General features: G+C 67.8%; 21 protein-coding genes. 6 read left to right on the top strand and 15 right to left on the bottom strand.

The annotated features are described in order from the left end of the window. Positions 1 to 57: 57 nt before the first annotated feature. From RTY46_RS12080 to ccmA, 11 genes are all read right to left on the bottom strand, one after another. On the bottom strand, positions 58 to 402 hold the full coding sequence (locus RTY46_RS12080) for a DUF1294 domain-containing protein (RefSeq protein WP_312708624.1): 345 nt from the start codon (positions 400 to 402) through the stop codon (positions 58 to 60). After that, complete coding sequence (locus RTY46_RS12075) at positions 403 to 1,515, bottom strand: homoserine O-acetyltransferase (RefSeq protein WP_312708622.1); 1,113 nt, start codon at positions 1,513 to 1,515, stop codon at positions 403 to 405. A gap of 118 nt (positions 1,516 to 1,633) precedes the next feature. After that, positions 1,634 to 2,626, bottom strand: coding sequence for a cytochrome C biogenesis protein (locus RTY46_RS12070; protein ID WP_312708639.1), 993 nt, complete (start codon positions 2,624 to 2,626; stop codon positions 1,634 to 1,636). Further along, positions 2,620 to 3,096, bottom strand: coding sequence for a cytochrome c-type biogenesis protein (locus RTY46_RS12065; protein WP_312708620.1), 477 nt, complete (start codon positions 3,094 to 3,096; stop codon positions 2,620 to 2,622). Before RTY46_RS12065 ends, RTY46_RS12070 begins: the two co-directional genes overlap by 7 nt. Further along, positions 3,065 to 3,682, bottom strand: a complete 618-nt coding sequence (locus RTY46_RS12060; protein ID WP_312708618.1) for a DsbE family thiol:disulfide interchange protein — start codon at positions 3,680 to 3,682, stop codon at positions 3,065 to 3,067. Before RTY46_RS12060 ends, RTY46_RS12065 begins: the two co-directional genes overlap by 32 nt. Before the next feature lie 8 nt (positions 3,683 to 3,690). Beyond that, entirely contained in the window at positions 3,691 to 5,610 is a 1,920-nt protein-coding gene (locus RTY46_RS12055) for a heme lyase CcmF/NrfE family subunit (RefSeq protein ID WP_312708616.1), read from the bottom strand. Beyond that, entirely contained in the window at positions 5,611 to 6,072 is a 462-nt protein-coding gene (gene ccmE, locus RTY46_RS12050) for a cytochrome c maturation protein CcmE (RefSeq protein ID WP_312708615.1), read from the bottom strand. Then, positions 6,069 to 6,254, bottom strand: a complete 186-nt coding sequence (gene ccmD, locus RTY46_RS12045) for a heme exporter protein CcmD (protein ID WP_312708613.1) — start codon at positions 6,252 to 6,254, stop codon at positions 6,069 to 6,071. The genes ccmE and ccmD overlap by 4 nt, the downstream gene beginning before the upstream one ends. After that, positions 6,251 to 7,027, bottom strand: a complete 777-nt coding sequence (gene ccmC, locus RTY46_RS12040) for a heme ABC transporter permease CcmC (RefSeq protein ID WP_312708611.1) — start codon at positions 7,025 to 7,027, stop codon at positions 6,251 to 6,253. The genes ccmD and ccmC overlap by 4 nt, the downstream gene beginning before the upstream one ends. A gap of 43 nt (positions 7,028 to 7,070) precedes the next feature. Continuing rightward, on the bottom strand, positions 7,071 to 7,766 hold the full coding sequence (gene ccmB / locus RTY46_RS12035; protein WP_312708609.1) for a heme exporter protein CcmB: 696 nt from the start codon (positions 7,764 to 7,766) through the stop codon (positions 7,071 to 7,073). Then, on the bottom strand, positions 7,763 to 8,410 hold the full coding sequence (ccmA, locus tag RTY46_RS12030) for a heme ABC exporter ATP-binding protein CcmA (protein WP_108750105.1): 648 nt from the start codon (positions 8,408 to 8,410) through the stop codon (positions 7,763 to 7,765). Before ccmA ends, ccmB begins: the two co-directional genes overlap by 4 nt. 173 nt (positions 8,411 to 8,583) lie before the next feature. On the opposite strand from ccmA, the gene RTY46_RS12025 reads away from it, so the two are divergent. The 3 genes from RTY46_RS12025 to RTY46_RS12015 all read left to right on the top strand — a co-directional run bounded on the left by RTY46_RS12025 (position 8,584) and on the right by RTY46_RS12015 (position 11,103). Beyond that, positions 8,584 to 9,732: a pyridoxal phosphate-dependent aminotransferase gene (locus tag RTY46_RS12025; protein ID WP_312708608.1), complete on the top strand. Its 1,149-nt coding sequence runs from the start codon at positions 8,584 to 8,586 to the stop codon at positions 9,730 to 9,732. Between the two features lie 12 nt (positions 9,733 to 9,744). Then, complete coding sequence (locus RTY46_RS12020; protein ID WP_312708606.1) at positions 9,745 to 10,551, top strand: amidohydrolase; 807 nt, start codon at positions 9,745 to 9,747, stop codon at positions 10,549 to 10,551. A gap of 117 nt (positions 10,552 to 10,668) precedes the next feature. Continuing rightward, the gene (locus RTY46_RS12015; protein ID WP_312708604.1) at positions 10,669 to 11,103 is read left to right on the top strand and encodes a hypothetical protein; all 435 of its coding nucleotides are present in this window, start codon (positions 10,669 to 10,671) and stop codon (positions 11,101 to 11,103) included. 76 nt (positions 11,104 to 11,179) lie between these two features. On the opposite strand, the gene RTY46_RS12010 is transcribed toward RTY46_RS12015, so the two are convergent. The 4 genes from RTY46_RS12010 to RTY46_RS11995 all read right to left on the bottom strand — a co-directional run bounded on the left by RTY46_RS12010 (position 11,180) and on the right by RTY46_RS11995 (position 15,031). Then, on the bottom strand, positions 11,180 to 11,422 hold the full coding sequence (locus tag RTY46_RS12010; RefSeq protein WP_312708602.1) for a protein L: 243 nt from the start codon (positions 11,420 to 11,422) through the stop codon (positions 11,180 to 11,182). A 175-nt stretch (positions 11,423 to 11,597) separates the two neighbouring features. Further along, positions 11,598 to 13,241, bottom strand: coding sequence for a pseudouridine synthase (locus RTY46_RS12005; RefSeq protein ID WP_312708600.1), 1,644 nt, complete (start codon positions 13,239 to 13,241; stop codon positions 11,598 to 11,600). Continuing rightward, positions 13,234 to 14,112: an SMC-Scp complex subunit ScpB gene (scpB, locus tag RTY46_RS12000; protein WP_312708598.1), complete on the bottom strand. Its 879-nt coding sequence runs from the start codon at positions 14,110 to 14,112 to the stop codon at positions 13,234 to 13,236. Before scpB ends, RTY46_RS12005 begins: the two co-directional genes overlap by 8 nt. Positions 14,113 to 14,125: 13 nt before the next feature. Beyond that, positions 14,126 to 15,031, bottom strand: coding sequence for a ScpA family protein (locus RTY46_RS11995; RefSeq protein ID WP_312708597.1), 906 nt, complete (start codon positions 15,029 to 15,031; stop codon positions 14,126 to 14,128). Between the two features lie 361 nt (positions 15,032 to 15,392). Here RTY46_RS11995 and RTY46_RS11990 point away from each other — a divergent pair, with 361 nt between their 5' ends. From RTY46_RS11990 to RTY46_RS11980, 3 genes are all read left to right on the top strand, one after another. Beyond that, complete coding sequence (locus tag RTY46_RS11990; protein ID WP_312708596.1) at positions 15,393 to 15,692, top strand: YciI family protein; 300 nt, start codon at positions 15,393 to 15,395, stop codon at positions 15,690 to 15,692. Beyond that, positions 15,689 to 15,964 (top strand): BolA family protein, encoded by a 276-nt coding sequence (locus RTY46_RS11985; protein ID WP_312708595.1) that lies wholly within the window; start codon positions 15,689 to 15,691, stop codon positions 15,962 to 15,964. Before RTY46_RS11990 ends, RTY46_RS11985 begins: the two co-directional genes overlap by 4 nt. A 148-nt stretch (positions 15,965 to 16,112) precedes the next feature. After that, a complete protein-coding gene (locus RTY46_RS11980; protein WP_312708593.1) occupies positions 16,113 to 17,150 on the top strand; it encodes a LacI family DNA-binding transcriptional regulator in 1,038 nt (345 codons plus the stop codon). Positions 17,151 to 17,183 lie beyond the last annotated feature (33 nt).

Genomic DNA, 17,183 nt, shown 5'->3' with positions numbered 1-17,183 from the left:
CCGGCACATCCACGCATGGCGTGGATCTACGGGCGTCGTGCCGCGTCGTTCGAACGGCTACCGCGAAAACTCGCGCAGCATCACCGCGATCGACGCCACGTTGGCCACCACGCACAGCCAGAACACCCACTGGAATTCCGCCTTGCGGTGCTTGTGCCGGAACAGCGCCTGGCCCAGCAGCGCTCCGGGCCAGCCACCGGCGAAGGCCAGAAGCTGCAACGTGCGTTCGGGAATGCGCCACTGCTTGCGCTGTGCCGCCCGCTTGTCATGCCCGTACAGCCCGAACGACACCACGCTGGCCAGCACGCACCAGCCGCCCAGCCACAGCGGCAGCACGCCACTGACCGTCAACGCGATGAGCGCGCCGAACGCGGCCAGCGCCAGGTTGCGCCGCCAGGCCACTTAGAGCCCGTCGAGGAAGCCGCGCACGGCCGGGCCGAAGCGATCGAAATCGACGAGGAACGCGTCGTGGCCCTGCGGGGAGTCCAGGCCGATGAACTGCGCATCGGCACCGCCGGCACGCAGGCCGTCGGCCACCTGTTGCTGCTGCTGCACCGGGAACAGGATGTCGGTGTTGGCGCCGATGGCCAGCGCCTTTTCGACACGGATCTTCGCCAGCCCGGCCAGCACGTCACCGTCGGCATACTCGGCCAGGTCGAACCAGTCCATCGAACGGCTCAGATACAGATAGCAGTTCGGATCAAAGAAGCGCACGAAGCGCCGTGCGTGGCCTTCGAGGTAGCTTTCGACCTGGAATTCCAGACCGAACGGGTCATCGTCGGTCTGGTCCGAATCCAGTCGCACGCGTCCGAAGCGGCCATCCCATTCCAGCGCGGAACGGTAGGTGATCACGCCCAGCTTGCGTGCCATGCGCATGCCCGATTCCGGATAATCGATCTCGGTATAGCGCCCGCCGTCCCACTTGGGGTCGAGGCGGATCGCTTCGCGCTGCAGCGAGCGGATGGCGATGGAGAACGGCAACGCCTGCGCGCTGCCGGAAATGTTGATGTGGCTGCGGGCGATGCCCGGCTGCAGCATCAGCACCGCCAGCGCGGTCATGCCGCCCATGGAATTGCCGATCACGCAGGCCAGCTGTTCGATGCCCAGCGCATGCACGACCTCGATCGCTGCCCGCGCACCGTCTTCCACCGACAGTTCCGGGAAGTCGAGGCGATAGGGCTCGCCCGTGGCCGGATTCAGCGAGGCCGGGCCGGTCGAGCCCTTGCAGCTGCCCAGCGAATTGACGCAGACCACGAACCAGCGGTCGGTGTCGATCGGCTTGCCCGCGCCGACCATCGCTTCCCACCAGCCCGGGGCCGGGTTGTCGTCATTGGCCGCCGCGTGGGCATCGGGCGACAGCCCGGTGACGATCAGGATCGCGTTGCGGCCATCAGCGGCCAGCGTGCCCCAGGTTTCGTAGGCCACGCGGGCGCCGTGCAGAGCGCCACCGCGCTTGAACGGGAACGGCGAGGGCAGGGCATGGAAGCGGGTGCCGGGCGGAATGAATTCGGTCATGCGCACATTCTAGCGGGGCGGCCCGTGGAGCTGGCGGCACGCTGGTTTCCATGGGGGGGCGGTATCCACGCATGGCGTGGATCTACTGCAGGTCCGAGTCGATGCTTGGTTGTGCCTTTTACGGGAACCGCAGCTGCACCACGCCGTCGTGCGGCAGCGTCACCCGCACGGCCTCGCTCTGCAGGTCGCCTTCGCTGCGGTTGGCGCTGCCAGTGCGCGAAATGCGCGCCAGCACCTCCACCTCGGCGTGCGCGGACAGCGGTGCGGTCGGCATCGGGCTGTCGCCGTCGCCCAGACCGATGGTGGCCGGGAAACCGGCCAGCGGCAGCCTGCGTGCGGCCACCGGCATCGGTGGGCCGCCGACGGCGCGGGCCAGCACGAATACCTGGGTGCTGGCGGGCCAGTCGCCGTGCTTCACCGCGTCGGGCAGCTGCACCTGCACCTGCAGCAACGCTGGTGCCGCCGTGGCGGCAGGATCGACTGCCTGCCCTGCTGCCTCGCGGGCAATCGCAATCTGCGCCTGCAGCGCCTGCGCGGCGCCCGGTTCCAGCTGCGGCAGCACGCTGCTCCAGATCTCGGCCGCTTCGGCATTGCGGCCGCGCTGGCGCAGGGCGATGCCCAGCAGCCAGCTGGCCCGCTCGGCCTGCGGTGCCACCCTTCGCGCCTGCTGCAACCACGCCATGGCGGTGTCATCCAACTGCTTGCCGGCATCGGCCTGCGCGCGCGCCTGCGCCGCTTCCACCAGTACGCCTGCATCGTCCGGTGCCAATGCTGCGGCACGTGCAAAGGCATCGGCCGCCGCCTGTGCATCGCCCAGTTCGGTCTGTGAACGGCCCAGCAGTGCCCAGCCGTCGGCGCGCTGCGGATCGCGCTGCAGGGCCTGCTGCAGCGCCTTCACGCCATCGCGCAGGGTAGCCACCGACGGCGCCGGCTGCACCTGCGCGGCGCGCGGGTCGCCCACCAGCAGATAGAGGCAGGCAGCGGCCACGCCCAGCGCGAACACGCCCAGTACGAAACCGCGGTGCCCCTGCCGGCGCAGCGGCCACAGCACCAGCGCGGCCATCACCGCGGCCACCAGGCCTGCCAGCACGGGCAGTGTGTAGCTCACCAGCCATCTCCTTCATCGGCGTTGCGGTCGGCCGCTGCCGGTGCCACCGCGCGGCCGCGCCGGCGCACGATGCCCAGCACCAGCAGGGCACCACCGCCAAGGATCAGCAACGGCCCGCCCCACAGCAGCCAGGTACCCGGCTGCAGCGGCGGCTGGTACAGCACGAATTCGCCGTAGCGGGCGACCAGGAACTGTTTGATCTGTGCATCGTCGTGGCCCTGCTGCATCAGCTGCAGCACTTCACGGCGCAGGTCCTGGGCGATCTGTGCGTTGGAATCGGCCAGGGACTGGTTCTGGCACTGCACGCAGCGCAACTGCGCGGCCAGATCGTGGAAGCGGGTTTCCTCGGCCGCGTTGCGGAATGCCAGCGGCCGTGGATCGTGCAGCGGCTGCTGCGCCAGTGCGGGCAGCGCCGCGCACAGCAGCAGCGCCAGCAGCGCGTTACGGATTGCCGTGCAGGCCGGTATCGGCATGGCCCTGGGCCTTTTCGATTTTCTGCAGTGCGGGAATCAGCTTCTCGTCGACCACCTGCCGGGTCATCGCACCGCTGTACTTCCAGCGCACGATGCCGCTGCCGTCGATCAGGAAGGTCTCCGGGGCGGCGGTCACGCCCCAGTCGATCGCCGTGCGGCCTTCCATGTCACTGAGCACCACCATGAACGGGTTGCCCAGCGTTTCCAGCCAGTGCAGTGCGTCGGTCGGCTCGTCCTTCCAGTTGTAGCCGATCACGCGCACGCGCTTGCTCTCGGCGAAGCGGGTCAGTACCGGGTGCTCCTCGCGGCAGGCCGCGCACCAGCTGCCCCACACGTTCAGCAGGTAGGGCGCGCCGCGCAGTTCCTCACTACGCACGGTCATGCTCGGGTCGTGCAGCACCGGCAGCGCGAAGGCCGGTGCCGGCTTGTCGATCAGTGCGGAAGGCAGCACGTCCCGCTGCGGATCCCCCGACTTCATCACCCCGTACACCATCAACCCCAGCAGGCCGAAGAAGAACAGCACGCCGATGACGATGGCGATGGGGGGCAGCGGGCGCGATGGACGCGGAGCAGGGGACGACGACATGAAAACTCCTACGGACGACGGAAACGGCGGTCGGCGGCGGTAATGAATCCGCCCAGGGCCATCAGCAGTGCGCCCAGCCAGATCCAGCGCACGAACGGCTTGATATGCACCCGTACCGCCCATGCATTGTTGCCCAGCGGCTCGCCCAATGCCACGTAGACATCACCGTTCAGGCGTGCATCGATGCCTGCTTCGGTCATCACCTGGCCACCGCTGGCGTACTGGCGTTTTTCCGGGTGCAGCAGTGCCTGCTCGCGGCCGTTGCGGAACACCCGCAGATGGCCACGGTCGGCAACGAAGTTGGGGCCTTCGCGGTGGTCCACGCCCTCGAAGCGGACTTCGTAGCGGCCAATGACCAGCTGCTGCCCCGGCGCCAGCGCCACTTCGCGCTGCACGTTCAGTGCTTCCACCAGCAGGGCCCCGGCCAGGAACACTGCAATGCCGCCGTGGGCCACGATCATGCCGAGCAATTCGGCGGTGAAACGGCCATTGCCGCGCAGCCGCTGCCAGACGAAGCGCGCCGTGCCCAGCGCGACCCAGGCCGCCGCAGCGACGCCCAGCGCGGCCTTCCAGCCATTCTGCGGTGCCTGCCACCACGCCAGCGCGCCCAGCACGATCGCCAGGCCCAGCCACGGCGCCAGCAGGGCCAGGGCACGCGAGGGCTGATCGCGCTGCCACTTCACCAGCGGCCCGAACGGCAGGAGCAGCACCAGTGGCGCCATCAACAGCAGGAACAGGCTGCCGAAGTACGGCGGCCCCACCGAAATCTTGCCCAGCGACAGCGCATCGGCCAGCAGCGGGTACAGGGTGCCCAGCAGCACCATGGCGCAGGCCGTGGCCAGCAGCAGGTTGTTGCCCAGCAGCAGGGTCTCGCGCGAGGTGGCGGTGAAGCCGCGGCGCGGATCCTCACTGTCCACGCCCAGGCGGCCGGCCCGCAGCGCGTACAGCCCCAGGCTGCCGCCGACCAGCAGCGACAGGAAGATCAGGATGAACAGACCACGCGACGGGTCGGCGGCGAACGAATGCACGCTGGTCAGCACGCCCGAGCGCACCAGGAAGGTGCCCAGCAGGGATAGCGCGAAGGCGGCGATGGCCAGCAGCAGAGTCCAGCTGCCGAACGTGCCGCGCTTTTCAGTAACCGCCTGCGAATGGATCAGTGCGGCGCCCACCAGCCAGGGCATGAAACTGGCGTTCTCCACCGGGTCCCAGAACCACCAGCCGCCCCAGCCCAGTTCGTAATACGCCCACCAGCTGCCCAGCGCGATGCCCAGGGTCAAAAAGCCCCAGGCCACGTTGGTCCACGGCCGTGTCCAGCGCTGCCAGCGTGCATCCACGCGGCCTTCCAGCAGCGCGGCCACGGCGAAGGCGAAGGGCACCGAAAAGCCCACGTAGCCCAGGTACAGCATCGGCGGGTGGATGATAAGCCCCGGGTCCTGCAGCAGCGGGTTCAGATCGCGGCCTTCCAGGGGCGCCGGGTTCAAGCGCAGGAACGGGTTGGAGGTGAAGATCAGGAAGGCCAGGAAGCCGACGCTGACCACGCCCATCACCGCCAGCACGCGGGCCTGCACCGGCGCCGGCAACTGCCGCGAAAACAGCGCCACGGCACCGGTCCACAGCGCCAGCACCAGTGCCCACATCAGCAACGAGCCTTCGTGCGCGCCCCACACCGCCGAGTAGCGGTAGATCAGCGGCAACAGCGAATTGGAATTCTCGGCCACGTAGCGCACCGAAAAATCCTGCTGTACGAAGGCGGCGGTCAGCACCGCAAATGCACCGGCGACCAGCAGCAATTGGGCAAACGCGGCTGGGCGTGCCGTGGCCATCCATGCGCTGTTGCCGCGCTGTGCGCCGACCAGCGGCAAGCCGGCCTGCAGCAAGGCCGCCAGCAGCGCGCACAACAGCAGGATCTGACCCAGTTCGGGCAGCACTCAGCGCACCTCGGGCGCCGCCACCGGCACGTCGTGCTTGCGATGGGCGTCGCCCATCTTGTCGGCCACTTCCTTGGGCACGTAGTTCTCATCGTGCTTGGCCAGCACTTCGTCGGCCACGAACACCCCGTCCTGCAGGCGGCCGCTGGCCACCACGGCGGTGCCCTCGCGGAACATGTCCGGCAGGATGCGGTCGGTGCTGACCGGCAGCGTGGCATCGCCATCGGTCACCACGAAGTGCGCCTGCAGCGAACCACTGGGACGATTGAACGACCCCTTCACCACCATGCCGCCCAGGCGGAAGCGTGCCTGCGCGTCGACATCCCCGCGCAACACTTCCGCTGGGGTATACAGGTAGGCGATGTTGCGCTGCAGGGCGAAGGCCACCAGGGTGGTGGCCAGCCCGGAGGCCAGCAGCAGGAGCAGCACCCAGGCCATGCGGCGTCGCTGCACCGGCGTCATCGGCTGAGCTCGGTAGCCAGCGGGGACGGGGCCGTCCCGTTGCTGCGCGCCTGCAGGCGTTGCTGGCGGCGCAGCGCCTGTTGCCGGGCGTGGCGCAGGCGCATCCACGAACCCAGCGCATCGCAGGCCAGAACCAGCAGGAACACGGCGAATGCCGCGATGAGGTAGGGCAGGTGGGTCATGGCCGTGGCTCCGAATGCGGCGCTGGCTGCGCGGTGCCAAAGCGCTCGCCGATCCAGGCCTTGCCGGCCTCGCGGGCGATGTTGTCGGCACGCGCCTTGGCCAGCAGCGAGCCGACGAACCACAGTTTGGTCGCCACCACCATCCACCACAGCGGTGCAATCAGTTCCGGGCGTACCGCGTTCTCGCCGAATACGTTGATCGACTGGCGCTGGTGCAAGGCCCCCCACCAGTCCACCGAATAGCGGATGACCGGCAGCAGGCCCACGCCGACGATCGCCAGCAGACCTGCGGCACGCGCGGCGCTGCGGCGGTCTTCGATGGCGTGGTACAGACCGATCACACCCAGGTACAGGAACAGCAGGATCAGTTCACTGGTCATGCGCGGGTCCCAGTCCCACCAGGTGCCCCAGGTGCCTTTGCCCCAGATGCTGCCGGTCAGCAGGGTGATCAGGGTGAAGCCGGCGCCCATCGGCGCACAGGCCATGGCCAGGATTTCGCAGATCTTGATCCGCCAGATCAGGGCGATGGCGGAATAGGCCGCCATCAGTGCGAACACGAACAGGCTCATCCAGGCACTGGGCACGTGGATGTAGATGATGCGGAAGGCATCGTGCTGGTTCTGTTCCGGCGGCGCGACGAACAGCCCCTGCCACAGGCCGATCAGCAGCACCGGTACCGCAGCGGCGTAGAACACGCGGGACCAGCGCGCGGCGAAACGATCGAAGGTCGGGGGGGAGCCGAGTTGGTGGAACCAGCGGACGATCGGATTCATGCGTGGCGGCTATCCAGCAGGGATGGATTGGCTCTCAGCTCGTTCAACTCAGAGAAATACGGATGGCCGCAGCGGTCGCCAGCGGTGCCAGCACCAGAGCAACCACCAGGCCCGCGGCCAGCATCAGCAGTGCACCCACTGGATCCTGGCCACGACCGGCCGCCGCCAGACTGCCTGCACCGAACACCAGCACCGGTACATACAACGGCAACGACAGCAACGCCACGAGAATACCAGAGCGCCGGATGCCGACGGTCAGTGCTGCCACCACACCGCCGATCAGGCTCAGTACCGGTGTTCCCAGCAGCAACGATGCCAGCAACATGGGCAGCTGGTCATGTGGCAGATGCAGCATTTCCGCCAGCAGCGGGCTGAGCACGATCAGCGGCAGCGCGGTGGTGGTCCAGTGCACCAGCACCCGGACCAGCACCAGCCAGGCCAACGGCACCGGGGCCAGCAGCCATTGTTCCAGCGAGCCGTCTTCGGCGTCGGAACGGAACAGTGAATCCAGCGCCAGTTGCCCGGCCAGCAGCACCGCCAGCCACAGCACGGCACCGGCGGTGGCGGCCAGCGGCTGCGGATCACGGCCCTGTGCGAGGGCGAACAGCACTACCACCAGCAGCGCGAACAGCAGCGGCTGCAGTGCATCGCCACGGCGGCGCCAGAGCAGGCGCAGATCGCGCGCCACCAGTGCGCGTGCGGTCTGCCACAGGCCCGGTTCGGTGCCCGGCGCGATCATGCGGCCTCTCCCTGCGCCAGACCCGGCTGCAGTTCCAGCAGGCGCGTGCGCACCGGTGGCGCGGCGTAGGCGCCGTGGGTGGTGACCAGGGCGGCACCGCCGCTGCGCAGGTGCGCGGAAATCATCCGGTTGACCAGGTTGATGCCGTCCAGATCCAGGTTGGCGTAGGGTTCGTCGAGCAGCCACAGCGGGGCTGGTGACAGCCAGATGCGGGCCAGTGCCAGCCGCCGCTTCTGCCCGGCCGACAGGTGCCGCACCAGGGTGTCTTCGTAACCGGCCAGGCCGACGATGGCCAGGGCGTTGCCGGGCATCTGCCGCGCGCGGCGGCCGTGCAGGCCGCACAGGAAATGCAGGTTCTCCAGCGTGTCCAGGTCCGGCTTCAGCGCGGGCAGGTGGCTCAGGTAGGCCACGTAGCGCGCGCGCTCGGCCGTGCTGGCCTGCTTGCCGTCAATGCGCACCTGGCCGGCACCCGGCCGGGCCAGGCCGGCCAGCACGCGCAGCAGCGTGGTCTTGCCGGCGCCGTTGCCGCCCTGCACCAGCAGCGCTTCGCCGGCGTCCACATGGAAGTCCAGCGGGCCGAACACGGGCTCATCATTGCGGGAGAAGCTCAGGCCGCTGGCGGCCAGCAATGCAGGGGTGTTCAAGGGGCAGGGATCTTCATGCCGGGGTGCGGCGGCAATTGTAGCGGTGAATGCGGCCCCGGTAGCGCCGGACCCGGGCCACTGGCGGCGCGGCATATGCAAAGAACGGCCCGGTTCCGCAGGCAGGGCGTGGATTTCGTACACTTCCGGGCCTTGTTCCCCCTTATTCCAGGCCGATGCAACCGAACACCAAGCTGCCCAAGGTCGGCACCACCATCTTCACGGTCATGTCCCAGCTCGCCGCCGAACACGGCGCGGTCAACCTGGGCCAGGGCTTCCCGGACTTCTCCGCACCGCAGCGGCTGATTGACGAGACCAGCAAGGCCATGGCCGCCGGCCTGAACCAGTACCCGCCGATGACCGGCGTGGCGCCGCTGCGCAAGGCCATCGCGCAGAAGTCGCTGGACCTGTACGGCGCCACCATCGACCCGGACACCGAAATCACCGTCACCAGCGGTGCCACCGAGGCCATCTTCAACGCCATCCACGCCGTGGTGCGTGCCGGCGAGGAAGTGATCGTGCTGGACCCGGCCTACGACTGCTACGAGCCGGCCATCGAGCTGGCCGGCGCCATCGCCGTGCATGTGCCGCTGGACCCGCAGACCTTCGCGGTGGACTGGGACCGCGTGCGCGCGGCGATCACCCCACGCACCCGCATGCTGATGGTCAACACCCCGCACAACCCGTCCGGTGCGATGCTGGACCAGGCCGACATGCAGGCGCTGGCCGACCTGCTGCGCGGCACGCAGATCTACCTGATTTCCGATGAAGTGTACGAACACATCATCTACGACGGCCGCCGCCATGAATCGGCGCTGCGCTACCCGGAACTGCGCGAGCGCACCTTCGTCATCTCCAGCTTCGGCAAGACCTACCACTGCACCGGCTGGAAGATCGGCTACGCGGTGGCGCCGCCGCTGCTGACCAACGAATTCCGCAAGGTGCACCAGTACAACACCTTCACCAGCTTCGGCCCGGCCCAGTACGGCTTTGCCGCGATGATCCGTGACGAGCCCGAGCACCACCTGGAACTGGGTGCGTTCTACCAGGCCAAGCGCGATCGCTTCCGCGAGCAGCTGGCCGGTACGCGCCTGAAGCCGCTGCCGGTGCCGGGCGGTTACTTCCAGCTGGTCGATTATTCGGCCATCAGCGATCTGCCCGACCACGAGTTCGTGAAGTGGCTGACCATCGAGAAGGGCGTGACCGCCATTCCGCTGTCGCCGTTCTACGAAACCGCGCCGGTGGGCCAGCGCCTGGTGCGGCTGTGCTTTGCCAAGAACGAGGCCACCCTGGACGCGGCGATCGAACGCCTGCGCCTGCTCTGAGGGAACACGACCATGCAGGACCTGCGCATTTCCCTCGTCCAGGGCGACACCCGCTGGCATGACCCGGCGGGCAACCGTGAATACTACGGCGCGCTGCTGGCGCCGCTGGCCGGCCGCACCGATCTGGTGATCCTGCCGGAGACCTTCACCAGTGGCTTCTCCAACGATGCCATTGCCCAGGCCGAAGGCATGGACGGTCCGACCGTGGCCTGGCTGCGCGAACAGGCCAGGGCACTGGACGCGGCGGTGATCGGCAGCGTGCAGCTGCGCGAAGGCGAGGGCGTCTACAACCGCCTGCTGTTTGCCACCCCCGACGGTGCGCTGCAGTACTACGACAAGCGCCATCTGTTCCGCTACGGTGGCGAGCACGAGCGCTATGCCGCCGGCCGCGACCGCCTGAGCGTGGAATGGAAGGGCTGGCGGATCAATCCGCAGGTCTGCTACGACCTTCGTTTCCCGGTGTTCTGCCGCAACCGCTACGACGTGGAGCGGCCCGGGCAGATGGATTTCGACCTGCAGATCTTCGTGGCCAACTGGCCGTCGGCGCGTGCCTATGCGTGGAAGACGCTGCTGCGTGCGCGGGCGATCGAAAACCTGTGCTTCGTGGCGGCGGTCAACCGCATCGGCGTGGACGGCAACCAGCTGCACTATGCCGGCGACAGCGCGGTGATCGATTTCCTCGGCCAGCCGCAGGTGGAGATCCGCGAGCGCGAGCAGGTGGTCACCACCACCATCTCGGCCGAAGCCCTGGCCGCGCACCGCGCGCGTTTCCCGGCCATGCTCGATGCCGATGCGTTCCATCTGGACGAACGGGCCTGAGACCGGCCCCGGTGCGGCGGCTGAACGCTAGCCGCACCCACGCGCGCGCCTGCATCCACCGTGCACACGCGCGCTGCTAGATTCGCCGGCAGTCCGAATGAAGTGGAAGTGCTGCCGATGAAGAAGTCTCTTGCCCTGCTGCTGGCCCTGTCCGCCGCGTCGGTGGCCCCGGCTGTGCAGGCCGCTGGGAACCTGGATTGCCAGCTGCGCTACAACCTGTCCGGCTGGTCGCTGATCTACAAGACCGCCTCGGGCAACGGTACGGTCACCTGCAGCAACGGGGCCAGCCTGCCGGTGCGCATCCAGATGAAGGGTGGCGGCCTGACCGTGGGCAAATCGAAGATCACCAATGGCCGCGGCAGTTTCACCGGTGCGGTCAGCGTCAATGAACTGTTGGGGACGTACGCATCGGTTGGCGCGCATGCGGGTGCGGTGAAATCCAGCAACGCCCAGGTGATGACCAAGGGCGATATCTCGCTGGCCCTGTCCGGCACCGGCAAGGGCTGGGACCTGGGCGTGGACGGCACCGCCTTCACCATCAGCCGCCGCTGAGCACACAAAAGGGGACGGAGGGGATCAAGTCGTTTGAGGCACAAACGACTTGATCCCCTCCGTCCCCTTTTGTGCATCAGATGCCGTCGGTGTTGGTGCGCACAATCAGCTTCCAGCGGATGTCGCCCTGGTGGGGCGCGTGCTGGTGATGGGATTGGGGCGGGAATGGATCGTTTTTGTTGCACGTCACTTCACGCTTGCAGCCCTTGCACCGATAGATGCCCGAGACCTGGACCTTCTCGGCCGGGCCATGCGTTTCAGTCCATACCTGTGAAGCCTTCTCTGCCTGCAGGTGCGCTGCGTCGGTGTACCACGCCATCGTTATTGCCTCATGTTGGGTGTGAGGCTTCACGATAGAGATCCGTCGCGCCGCTCGCGTCGATCCATGGCACGAATTGCACGTTTTAAAACAATTCCTAGTGCACGCTTTTCATCCACGCACAACGAAAAACCCCGGCCGAGGCCGGGGCTTTTCATTTCAGTGGCAGTAGCGATCAGCCGCCGCGCGGGCCGCTGCGGCGCGGGCCGCCCGGACCACGGTTGCCGCCGGGGCCACCCGGGCCGCGGTTGCCACCCGGGCCGCCCGGACCACGGTTACCGCCCGGGCCACGGTTGCCACCGGGACCGCCCGGACCGCGACCGCCCGGGCGGGCGCCGTGCGCCGGCTTCGGGCTGCCATACGGGTTGAAGCCCGGATTGGCGTGGTCGGACGGGAAGCTGGGGGCGTTACCCGGATGGCCGTACGGGTGCTTGTTGCCCTGGCCCTGCGAGCGGTTGCCCGCACCGGCCGGACGACCCTGGCCGCCACCGGCGCCACCACGGCCTTCGCCACCGAAGCCGCCGCGACCCTGGCCGCCACCGGCGCCTGCGCCCGGACCCTTCGGCTTGCCGTACGGACGACCCTGGCCGCCTGCACCCGGGCCACGGGCACCCGGGCCACGCGCGCCCGGGCCGGCATTGCGATGGCCACTCGGGCCGGTGCTCACGCCATCGGGCACGTACCAGGTGCGGAACGCGGCCGGGTTGCCTTCCGGCAGCGAACGATCGTTCTTCGGCGCGCGCTGCTTGAACGGCTTCTGCGACTGCTTGGCCGCCGCTTCACCGCTGACGGTCAGGCCGCCCTTGAAGCCGCCGCCCTTGCCGCCACGGCCACGGCCACGGTCTTCGCGCACGTTGTCGAAGCGGCGCAGTTCGCGGCCTTCATCGGCCGTGCTGTGGCCATTGACGTAGGCATTGCCGCGGCCACCTTCGCGCACGCGCACGGTGGTCTTGGCGGCGCGGCGCTGGCCGATCACCGGCTGCAGGGTCAGCGCCGACGGCGCGCCTTCTTCCAGCTTCAGCTGCGCGCGCAGGGCTTCCACCTGGGCGCTGGGCAGTTCCACGGTCTGGCCACGGGACAGTTCACGCGGCAGGCTGACCTTGCCGTAGCGGGTGCGCTTGAGGCGGCTGACCTGGCAGCCCTGCGATTCCCACAGGCGGCGCACTTCGCGGTTGCGGCCTTCCTTCACCACCACGCGGAACCAATCGTGCGAATCGGTGCCGCCGATGCGTTCGATCTCGTCGAACTTGGCCGGGCCGTCTTCCAGCGCCACGCCACGGGCCAGGCGGTCGACGATGGCGTCGCTCACCTTCTCTTCGCCTTCCGGCGCACGCACGCGCACCACGTATTCGCGCTCGACCTCGAACGACGGGTGCATCATGGCATTGGCCAGTTCACCGTCGGTGGTGGCCAGCAGCAGGCCGGTGGTGTTGATGTCCAGGCGGCCGATCGCGATCCAGCGCGCGCCCTTCAGCGGCGGCAGCGCTTCGAACACGGTCGGGCGGCCTTCGGGGTCTTCACGGGTGGTCACTTCGCCTTCCGGCTTGTTGTAGACCAGCACGCGCGAAGGCTCGGCCAGCGCGGTGGCGACGAAGCCACGGCCGTCCAGCTCGATCTTGTCGCCGCTCTTGACCGACATGCCGGTCTGCGCGACTTCACCGTTGACCTTGACCAGGCCTTCGGCGATGCGCTGTTCCAGCGCGCGGCGCGAACCCAGGCCAGCCTGGGCCAGCACCTTGTGCAGGCGCTCTTCCAGCTTGAACTGTTCGGAGGTGGCTTCGCGCTTCAGCGACAGCTTGTTACGGGGGGTGTCACTCATCAGATTTGCTCCGGCCGACGGTTTCGAGGTCGGCCTCTGGTTTGGAATCGGCTTGGTCAACAGCCACGGTCGTCATCGCGACGGCGTTGTCTTCGCGTTCGTTCACGGGAACCGCGCGCTCGCCCGGCGCGGAATCGGGGTGCCCATCATCGAAGGGCGAAGGTGCTTGCTCGTCACTGGCCGGTGCAGGGGCTGCGCCGGCGGAATCGGGGGTGTTGCCAGTGCCTGCGTCCAGGCGGGTGTCATCGTTGGCCGCGCTGTCCGGGTCGGCGCTGATGTCCGGGCCGGCGGCGCCTGCGGCGGCCGGACCGTCACGGTCCAGCGCCAGCTGCGGCTCCAGCTCGCCCAGGTCCTTCAGTTCGGACAGCGGCGGCAGTTCGTCCAGGCGCTTCAGCCCGAAGTAGTCCAGAAAGCCCTTGGTGGTGCCAAACAGCGCGGGCTTGCCGGGTACGTCGCGGTGGCCGACCACGCGGATCCATTCGCGTTCTTCCAATGCCTGGATGATGTTGCTGCTGACCGCCACGCCGCGCACCTGCTCGATCTCGCCGCGGGTGATCGGCTGCCGGTAGGCGATCAGCGCCAGTGTTTCCAGGGTGGCACGGGTGTAGCGGGTCTTGCGCTCGGTCCACAACCGGCTGATCCAGCCATGCACTTCGGCGGTCACCTGGTAGCGGAACCCGGAGGCCACTTCCAGCAGTTCAACGCCGCGCCCGACGCAGGCCTCGCGCAGCTGTTCCAGCGCGCGTTCGATGCTGCCCGGCGGGGCCGGTTCTTCTTCCGGAAACAGGTCTTTCAGCTGGGCCAGGGTGAGCGGCTGGCTGGACGCCAGCAGGGCACCTTCGACAATGCGGTTGATCAGCGGTTGGTCCATCGGCAGGCAGCGCTCACTCGTTCTCGTTGGCAGCGTCGTTGTCGTCGAACTCGCTGCTGAACTGCAGCGGGGCGTTGGTGTTGCCGGCCGCCAGCGACTTCACGTAGATCGGCGCCAGCGGTTCTTCCTGCACGATGTCCAGCAGCTGTTCCTTGGCCAGTTCCAGCATGGCCAGGAAGGTGACCAGCACGCCCAGCTTGCCTTCCTCGGCGGTGAACAGACTTTCAAAACGGTAGAACCGGCCGTCTTCCATGCGGCCCAGGATCTCGCCCATGCGCTGGCGCACGCTCAATGCTTCGCGCTTGATGGCGTGCCCGCTGAACAGCTCGGCGCGCTTGAGCACGTCGTGCAGCGCCAGCAGCATTTCCTTCAGGTCCACCGGCGGCGGCAGTTTCACCGTCGCCCGTTCCGGCATGAAGGCATGCGCCACCGTGGTGTCGCGGTCCTGCCGGGGCAGCGCGTCGATATCTTCGGCCGCCTGCTTGAAACGTTCGTACTCCTGCAGCCGGCGCACCAGTTCGGCGCGCGGGTCGGCTTCGTCGCCGTCCTCGCTGACCGGCCGCGGCAGCAGCATGCGCGACTTCACTTCGGCCAGGATCGCGGCCATCACCAGGTATTCGGCAGCCAGCTCGAAACGCAACTCGCGCATCACCGTGATGTATTCCACGTACTGCCGGGTGATCTCGGCAACGGGAATGTCCAGCACGTCCAGGTTCTGCCGGCGGATCAGGTACAGCAACAGGTCCAGCGGCCCTTCGAAGGCATCCAGGATGACTTCCAGCGCGTCCGGCGGAATGTACAGGTCCTGCGGAATCTGCAGGACCGGTTGCCCATGCACCACGGCCAGCGGCATTTCCTGCTGCTGGGGGGCGGGCGGCCGGGTTGGCGGGTTCGCGTCGAGCGCGAGTTCGGAAGTCATCTAATGGACGTCAGCATTGCAACGGACCAGTCGCGATACCCGCCATGCCGGGCCATCGCCACGGCCACGGGGGCACCAGGCACGCCTGTCTCGGCGCGATTCCACACATATGAAACAGCAGCACGCGCTGCACAACAGCGGCAGCGACAGGACTACGGGGAGGTCGTCTACGTGGCCCGTCAGAAGCGGCGGGGCGATCGTCGGGGGCTGCGGAAGCCGCGGAAACCGACGGGCTGCTGCATCCAGCCACGTGCAATTGACCCTAGGGTAAGGCTTTGCCGCGCCAGTGTCCAGCAACGGCAGGGAACGGGCGGGCATTGGCTAGAATCGACGCACCGCAACATGAACGAGGAACTGCCCCATGTGGTACGTGATTGAAGGCTATGACGGCCAGGATGTGCTGGCCCAGCGGCTGCAGGTACGGCCGCAGCACTTGGCGCGTCTGCAGGCGTTGAACGCGCAGGGCCGGCTGCTGCTGGCCGGACCGTGCCCGGCCATCGACAGCGAGGATCCGGGCCCGGCCGGCTTCAGTGGCTCGGTGGTCATCGCCGCGTTCGACTCGTTGGCGCAGGCGCAGGAATGGGCCGAAGCCGACCCGTACGTGGCCGCAGGCGTGTACGTGCGCACCCAGGTGCGGCCGTTCCGCAAGGTGCTGCCGTGAACGCGGCGCGGATCGAAAAGATTCGTGATGCGCTGCAGCAAGCGCTCGCCCCCAGTGTGCTCGAGATCGAAGACGACAGTCATCGCCATGCCGGTCATGCCGGCGCGCGCGATGGACGCGGCCACTTCAACGTGCACGTGGTCAGCGAACGCTTTGCCGGCATGGCGCCGCTTGCGCGCCACCGCGCGGTCTACGCCGCACTGGGCGGGCTGATGGAGACCGATATCCACGCGCTGTCCATCCGTGCGCACACCCCGTCAGAACAGGGCTGAAGATGACTCAGATGCTGTCTTTGCAGGTCACCGGGCGGGCCTGCCCGGGACAACTTTTTGTGTCCGGAACGGGACATTCGCCTAACGGACAGTTTACAAGCGCAGATGGAAACGCTTACATTCCGCGCCAAGCTGGTAGGTCCAAGCCGTGGAGGGCGGCTTCGTGAACAAGGCAGCCATAACAATCAAAGATGTCGCACGCGAAGCCCGGGTCTCCGTGGCCACGGTTTCCCGCGCGCTCAACGGGCATGAGAACGTTGCCGAACCGGTCCGCCAGCTTGTGCTGGAAGTGGCCGCACGGCTGCGCTACACCCCACACGCTGCCGCGCGCAGCCTCAGCAGCCGCCGTACCAATACGGTGGGCGTGGTGCTGCCCGATCTGTACGGTGAATTCTTCTCCGAACTGATGCGCGGCATTGATGGCGTGGCCCGCAGCCGCCGCCAGCACCTGCTGGTGTCCAGCTATCACGGCGACCAGGAACAGCAGGGCGCAGCGCTGCGCGCGATGCGCGGCCGCGTCGATGGCCTGCTGGTGCTGTCGCCGTATGCGGAAAGCCCGGGCTTCCTGACCGACAACCTGCCGCAGTCGCTGCCCACCGTGCTGATCAACACCTACCTGCCTACGCAGGACCACCCGGTGTTGAGCATCGACGACCATGCAGGGGCGATGGCCATGACCCGCCACCTGCTTGATGCCGGCCACCGCCGCATCGCTTTCATTTCAGGCCCGGACCTCAACTTCGACGCGCGCGAGCGCCTGCGCGGCTTCCGTGACGCGCTGGCGGCTGCTGGCAATGGCGCCGAAGGTATCGAGCTGCCCGGTGATTTCGACGAAGCTTCCGGCCACCGTGCCGGTCAGGAGATGCTGGCAGCCGGTGCGCTGCCCGATGCCGTGTTCGCCGCCAACGACATGATGGCGCTGGGATGTCTGTATGCGTTCGCGCAGGCAGGTGTCCACGTGCCCACCGATGTCGCCTTGGCGGGTTTCGATGACATTCCACTGGCGCGGTTCGTACACCCTTCGTTGACCACCATGCAGGTCAGTATCGCCGAGTTGGGCGATCGGGCCATGACGCGCCTGTTGCAGTTGATGGACGGCACTACCACGGAAGGGGCAGGGGACAAGCAGACGCTGGTTCCCCGCCTGATCGTTCGAGATTCCACCACCCCGCCATCCGGCCGTTGAAGCCGGAGGCTTTCCTTTTCTTTTGACTGATCG

Source organism: Stenotrophomonas sp., from assembly GCF_032056425.1.
In the GTDB taxonomy this organism is placed as follows: Bacteria; Pseudomonadota; Gammaproteobacteria; order Xanthomonadales; family Xanthomonadaceae; genus Stenotrophomonas.
This window is presented reverse-complemented; position numbering and strand designations above follow the sequence as displayed.

Bases quoted from the DNA above. Each gene is read 5' to 3' on its own strand.
- RTY46_RS12060 (WP_312708618.1), bottom strand. From the start codon at position 3,682: ATGTCGTCGTCCCCTGCTCCGCGTCCATCGCGCCCGCTGCCCCCCATC.
- RTY46_RS11990 (WP_312708596.1), top strand. From the start codon at position 15,393: ATGTGGTACGTGATTGAAGGCTATGACGGCCAGGATGTGCTGGCCCAG.
- ccmB (WP_312708609.1), bottom strand. From the start codon at position 7,766: ATGATCGCGCCGGGCACCGAACCGGGCCTGTGGCAGACCGCACGCGCA.
- RTY46_RS11995 (WP_312708597.1), bottom strand. From the start codon at position 15,031: ATGACTTCCGAACTCGCGCTCGACGCGAACCCGCCAACCCGGCCGCCC.
- ccmC (WP_312708611.1), bottom strand. From the start codon at position 7,027: ATGAATCCGATCGTCCGCTGGTTCCACCAACTCGGCTCCCCCCCGACC.
- RTY46_RS12015 (WP_312708604.1), top strand. From the start codon at position 10,669: ATGAAGAAGTCTCTTGCCCTGCTGCTGGCCCTGTCCGCCGCGTCGGTG.
- ccmD (WP_312708613.1), bottom strand. From the start codon at position 6,254: ATGACCCACCTGCCCTACCTCATCGCGGCATTCGCCGTGTTCCTGCTG.
- RTY46_RS12020 (WP_312708606.1), top strand. From the start codon at position 9,745: ATGCAGGACCTGCGCATTTCCCTCGTCCAGGGCGACACCCGCTGGCAT.
- scpB (WP_312708598.1), bottom strand. From the start codon at position 14,112: ATGGACCAACCGCTGATCAACCGCATTGTCGAAGGTGCCCTGCTGGCG.
- RTY46_RS12010 (WP_312708602.1), bottom strand. From the start codon at position 11,422: ATGGCGTGGTACACCGACGCAGCGCACCTGCAGGCAGAGAAGGCTTCA.
- RTY46_RS12025 (WP_312708608.1), top strand. From the start codon at position 8,584: ATGCAACCGAACACCAAGCTGCCCAAGGTCGGCACCACCATCTTCACG.
- RTY46_RS12075 (WP_312708622.1), bottom strand. From the start codon at position 1,515: ATGACCGAATTCATTCCGCCCGGCACCCGCTTCCATGCCCTGCCCTCG.
- RTY46_RS12005 (WP_312708600.1), bottom strand. From the start codon at position 13,241: ATGAGTGACACCCCCCGTAACAAGCTGTCGCTGAAGCGCGAAGCCACC.
- RTY46_RS12065 (WP_312708620.1), bottom strand. From the start codon at position 3,096: ATGCCGATACCGGCCTGCACGGCAATCCGTAACGCGCTGCTGGCGCTG.
- ccmE (WP_312708615.1), bottom strand. From the start codon at position 6,072: ATGACGCCGGTGCAGCGACGCCGCATGGCCTGGGTGCTGCTCCTGCTG.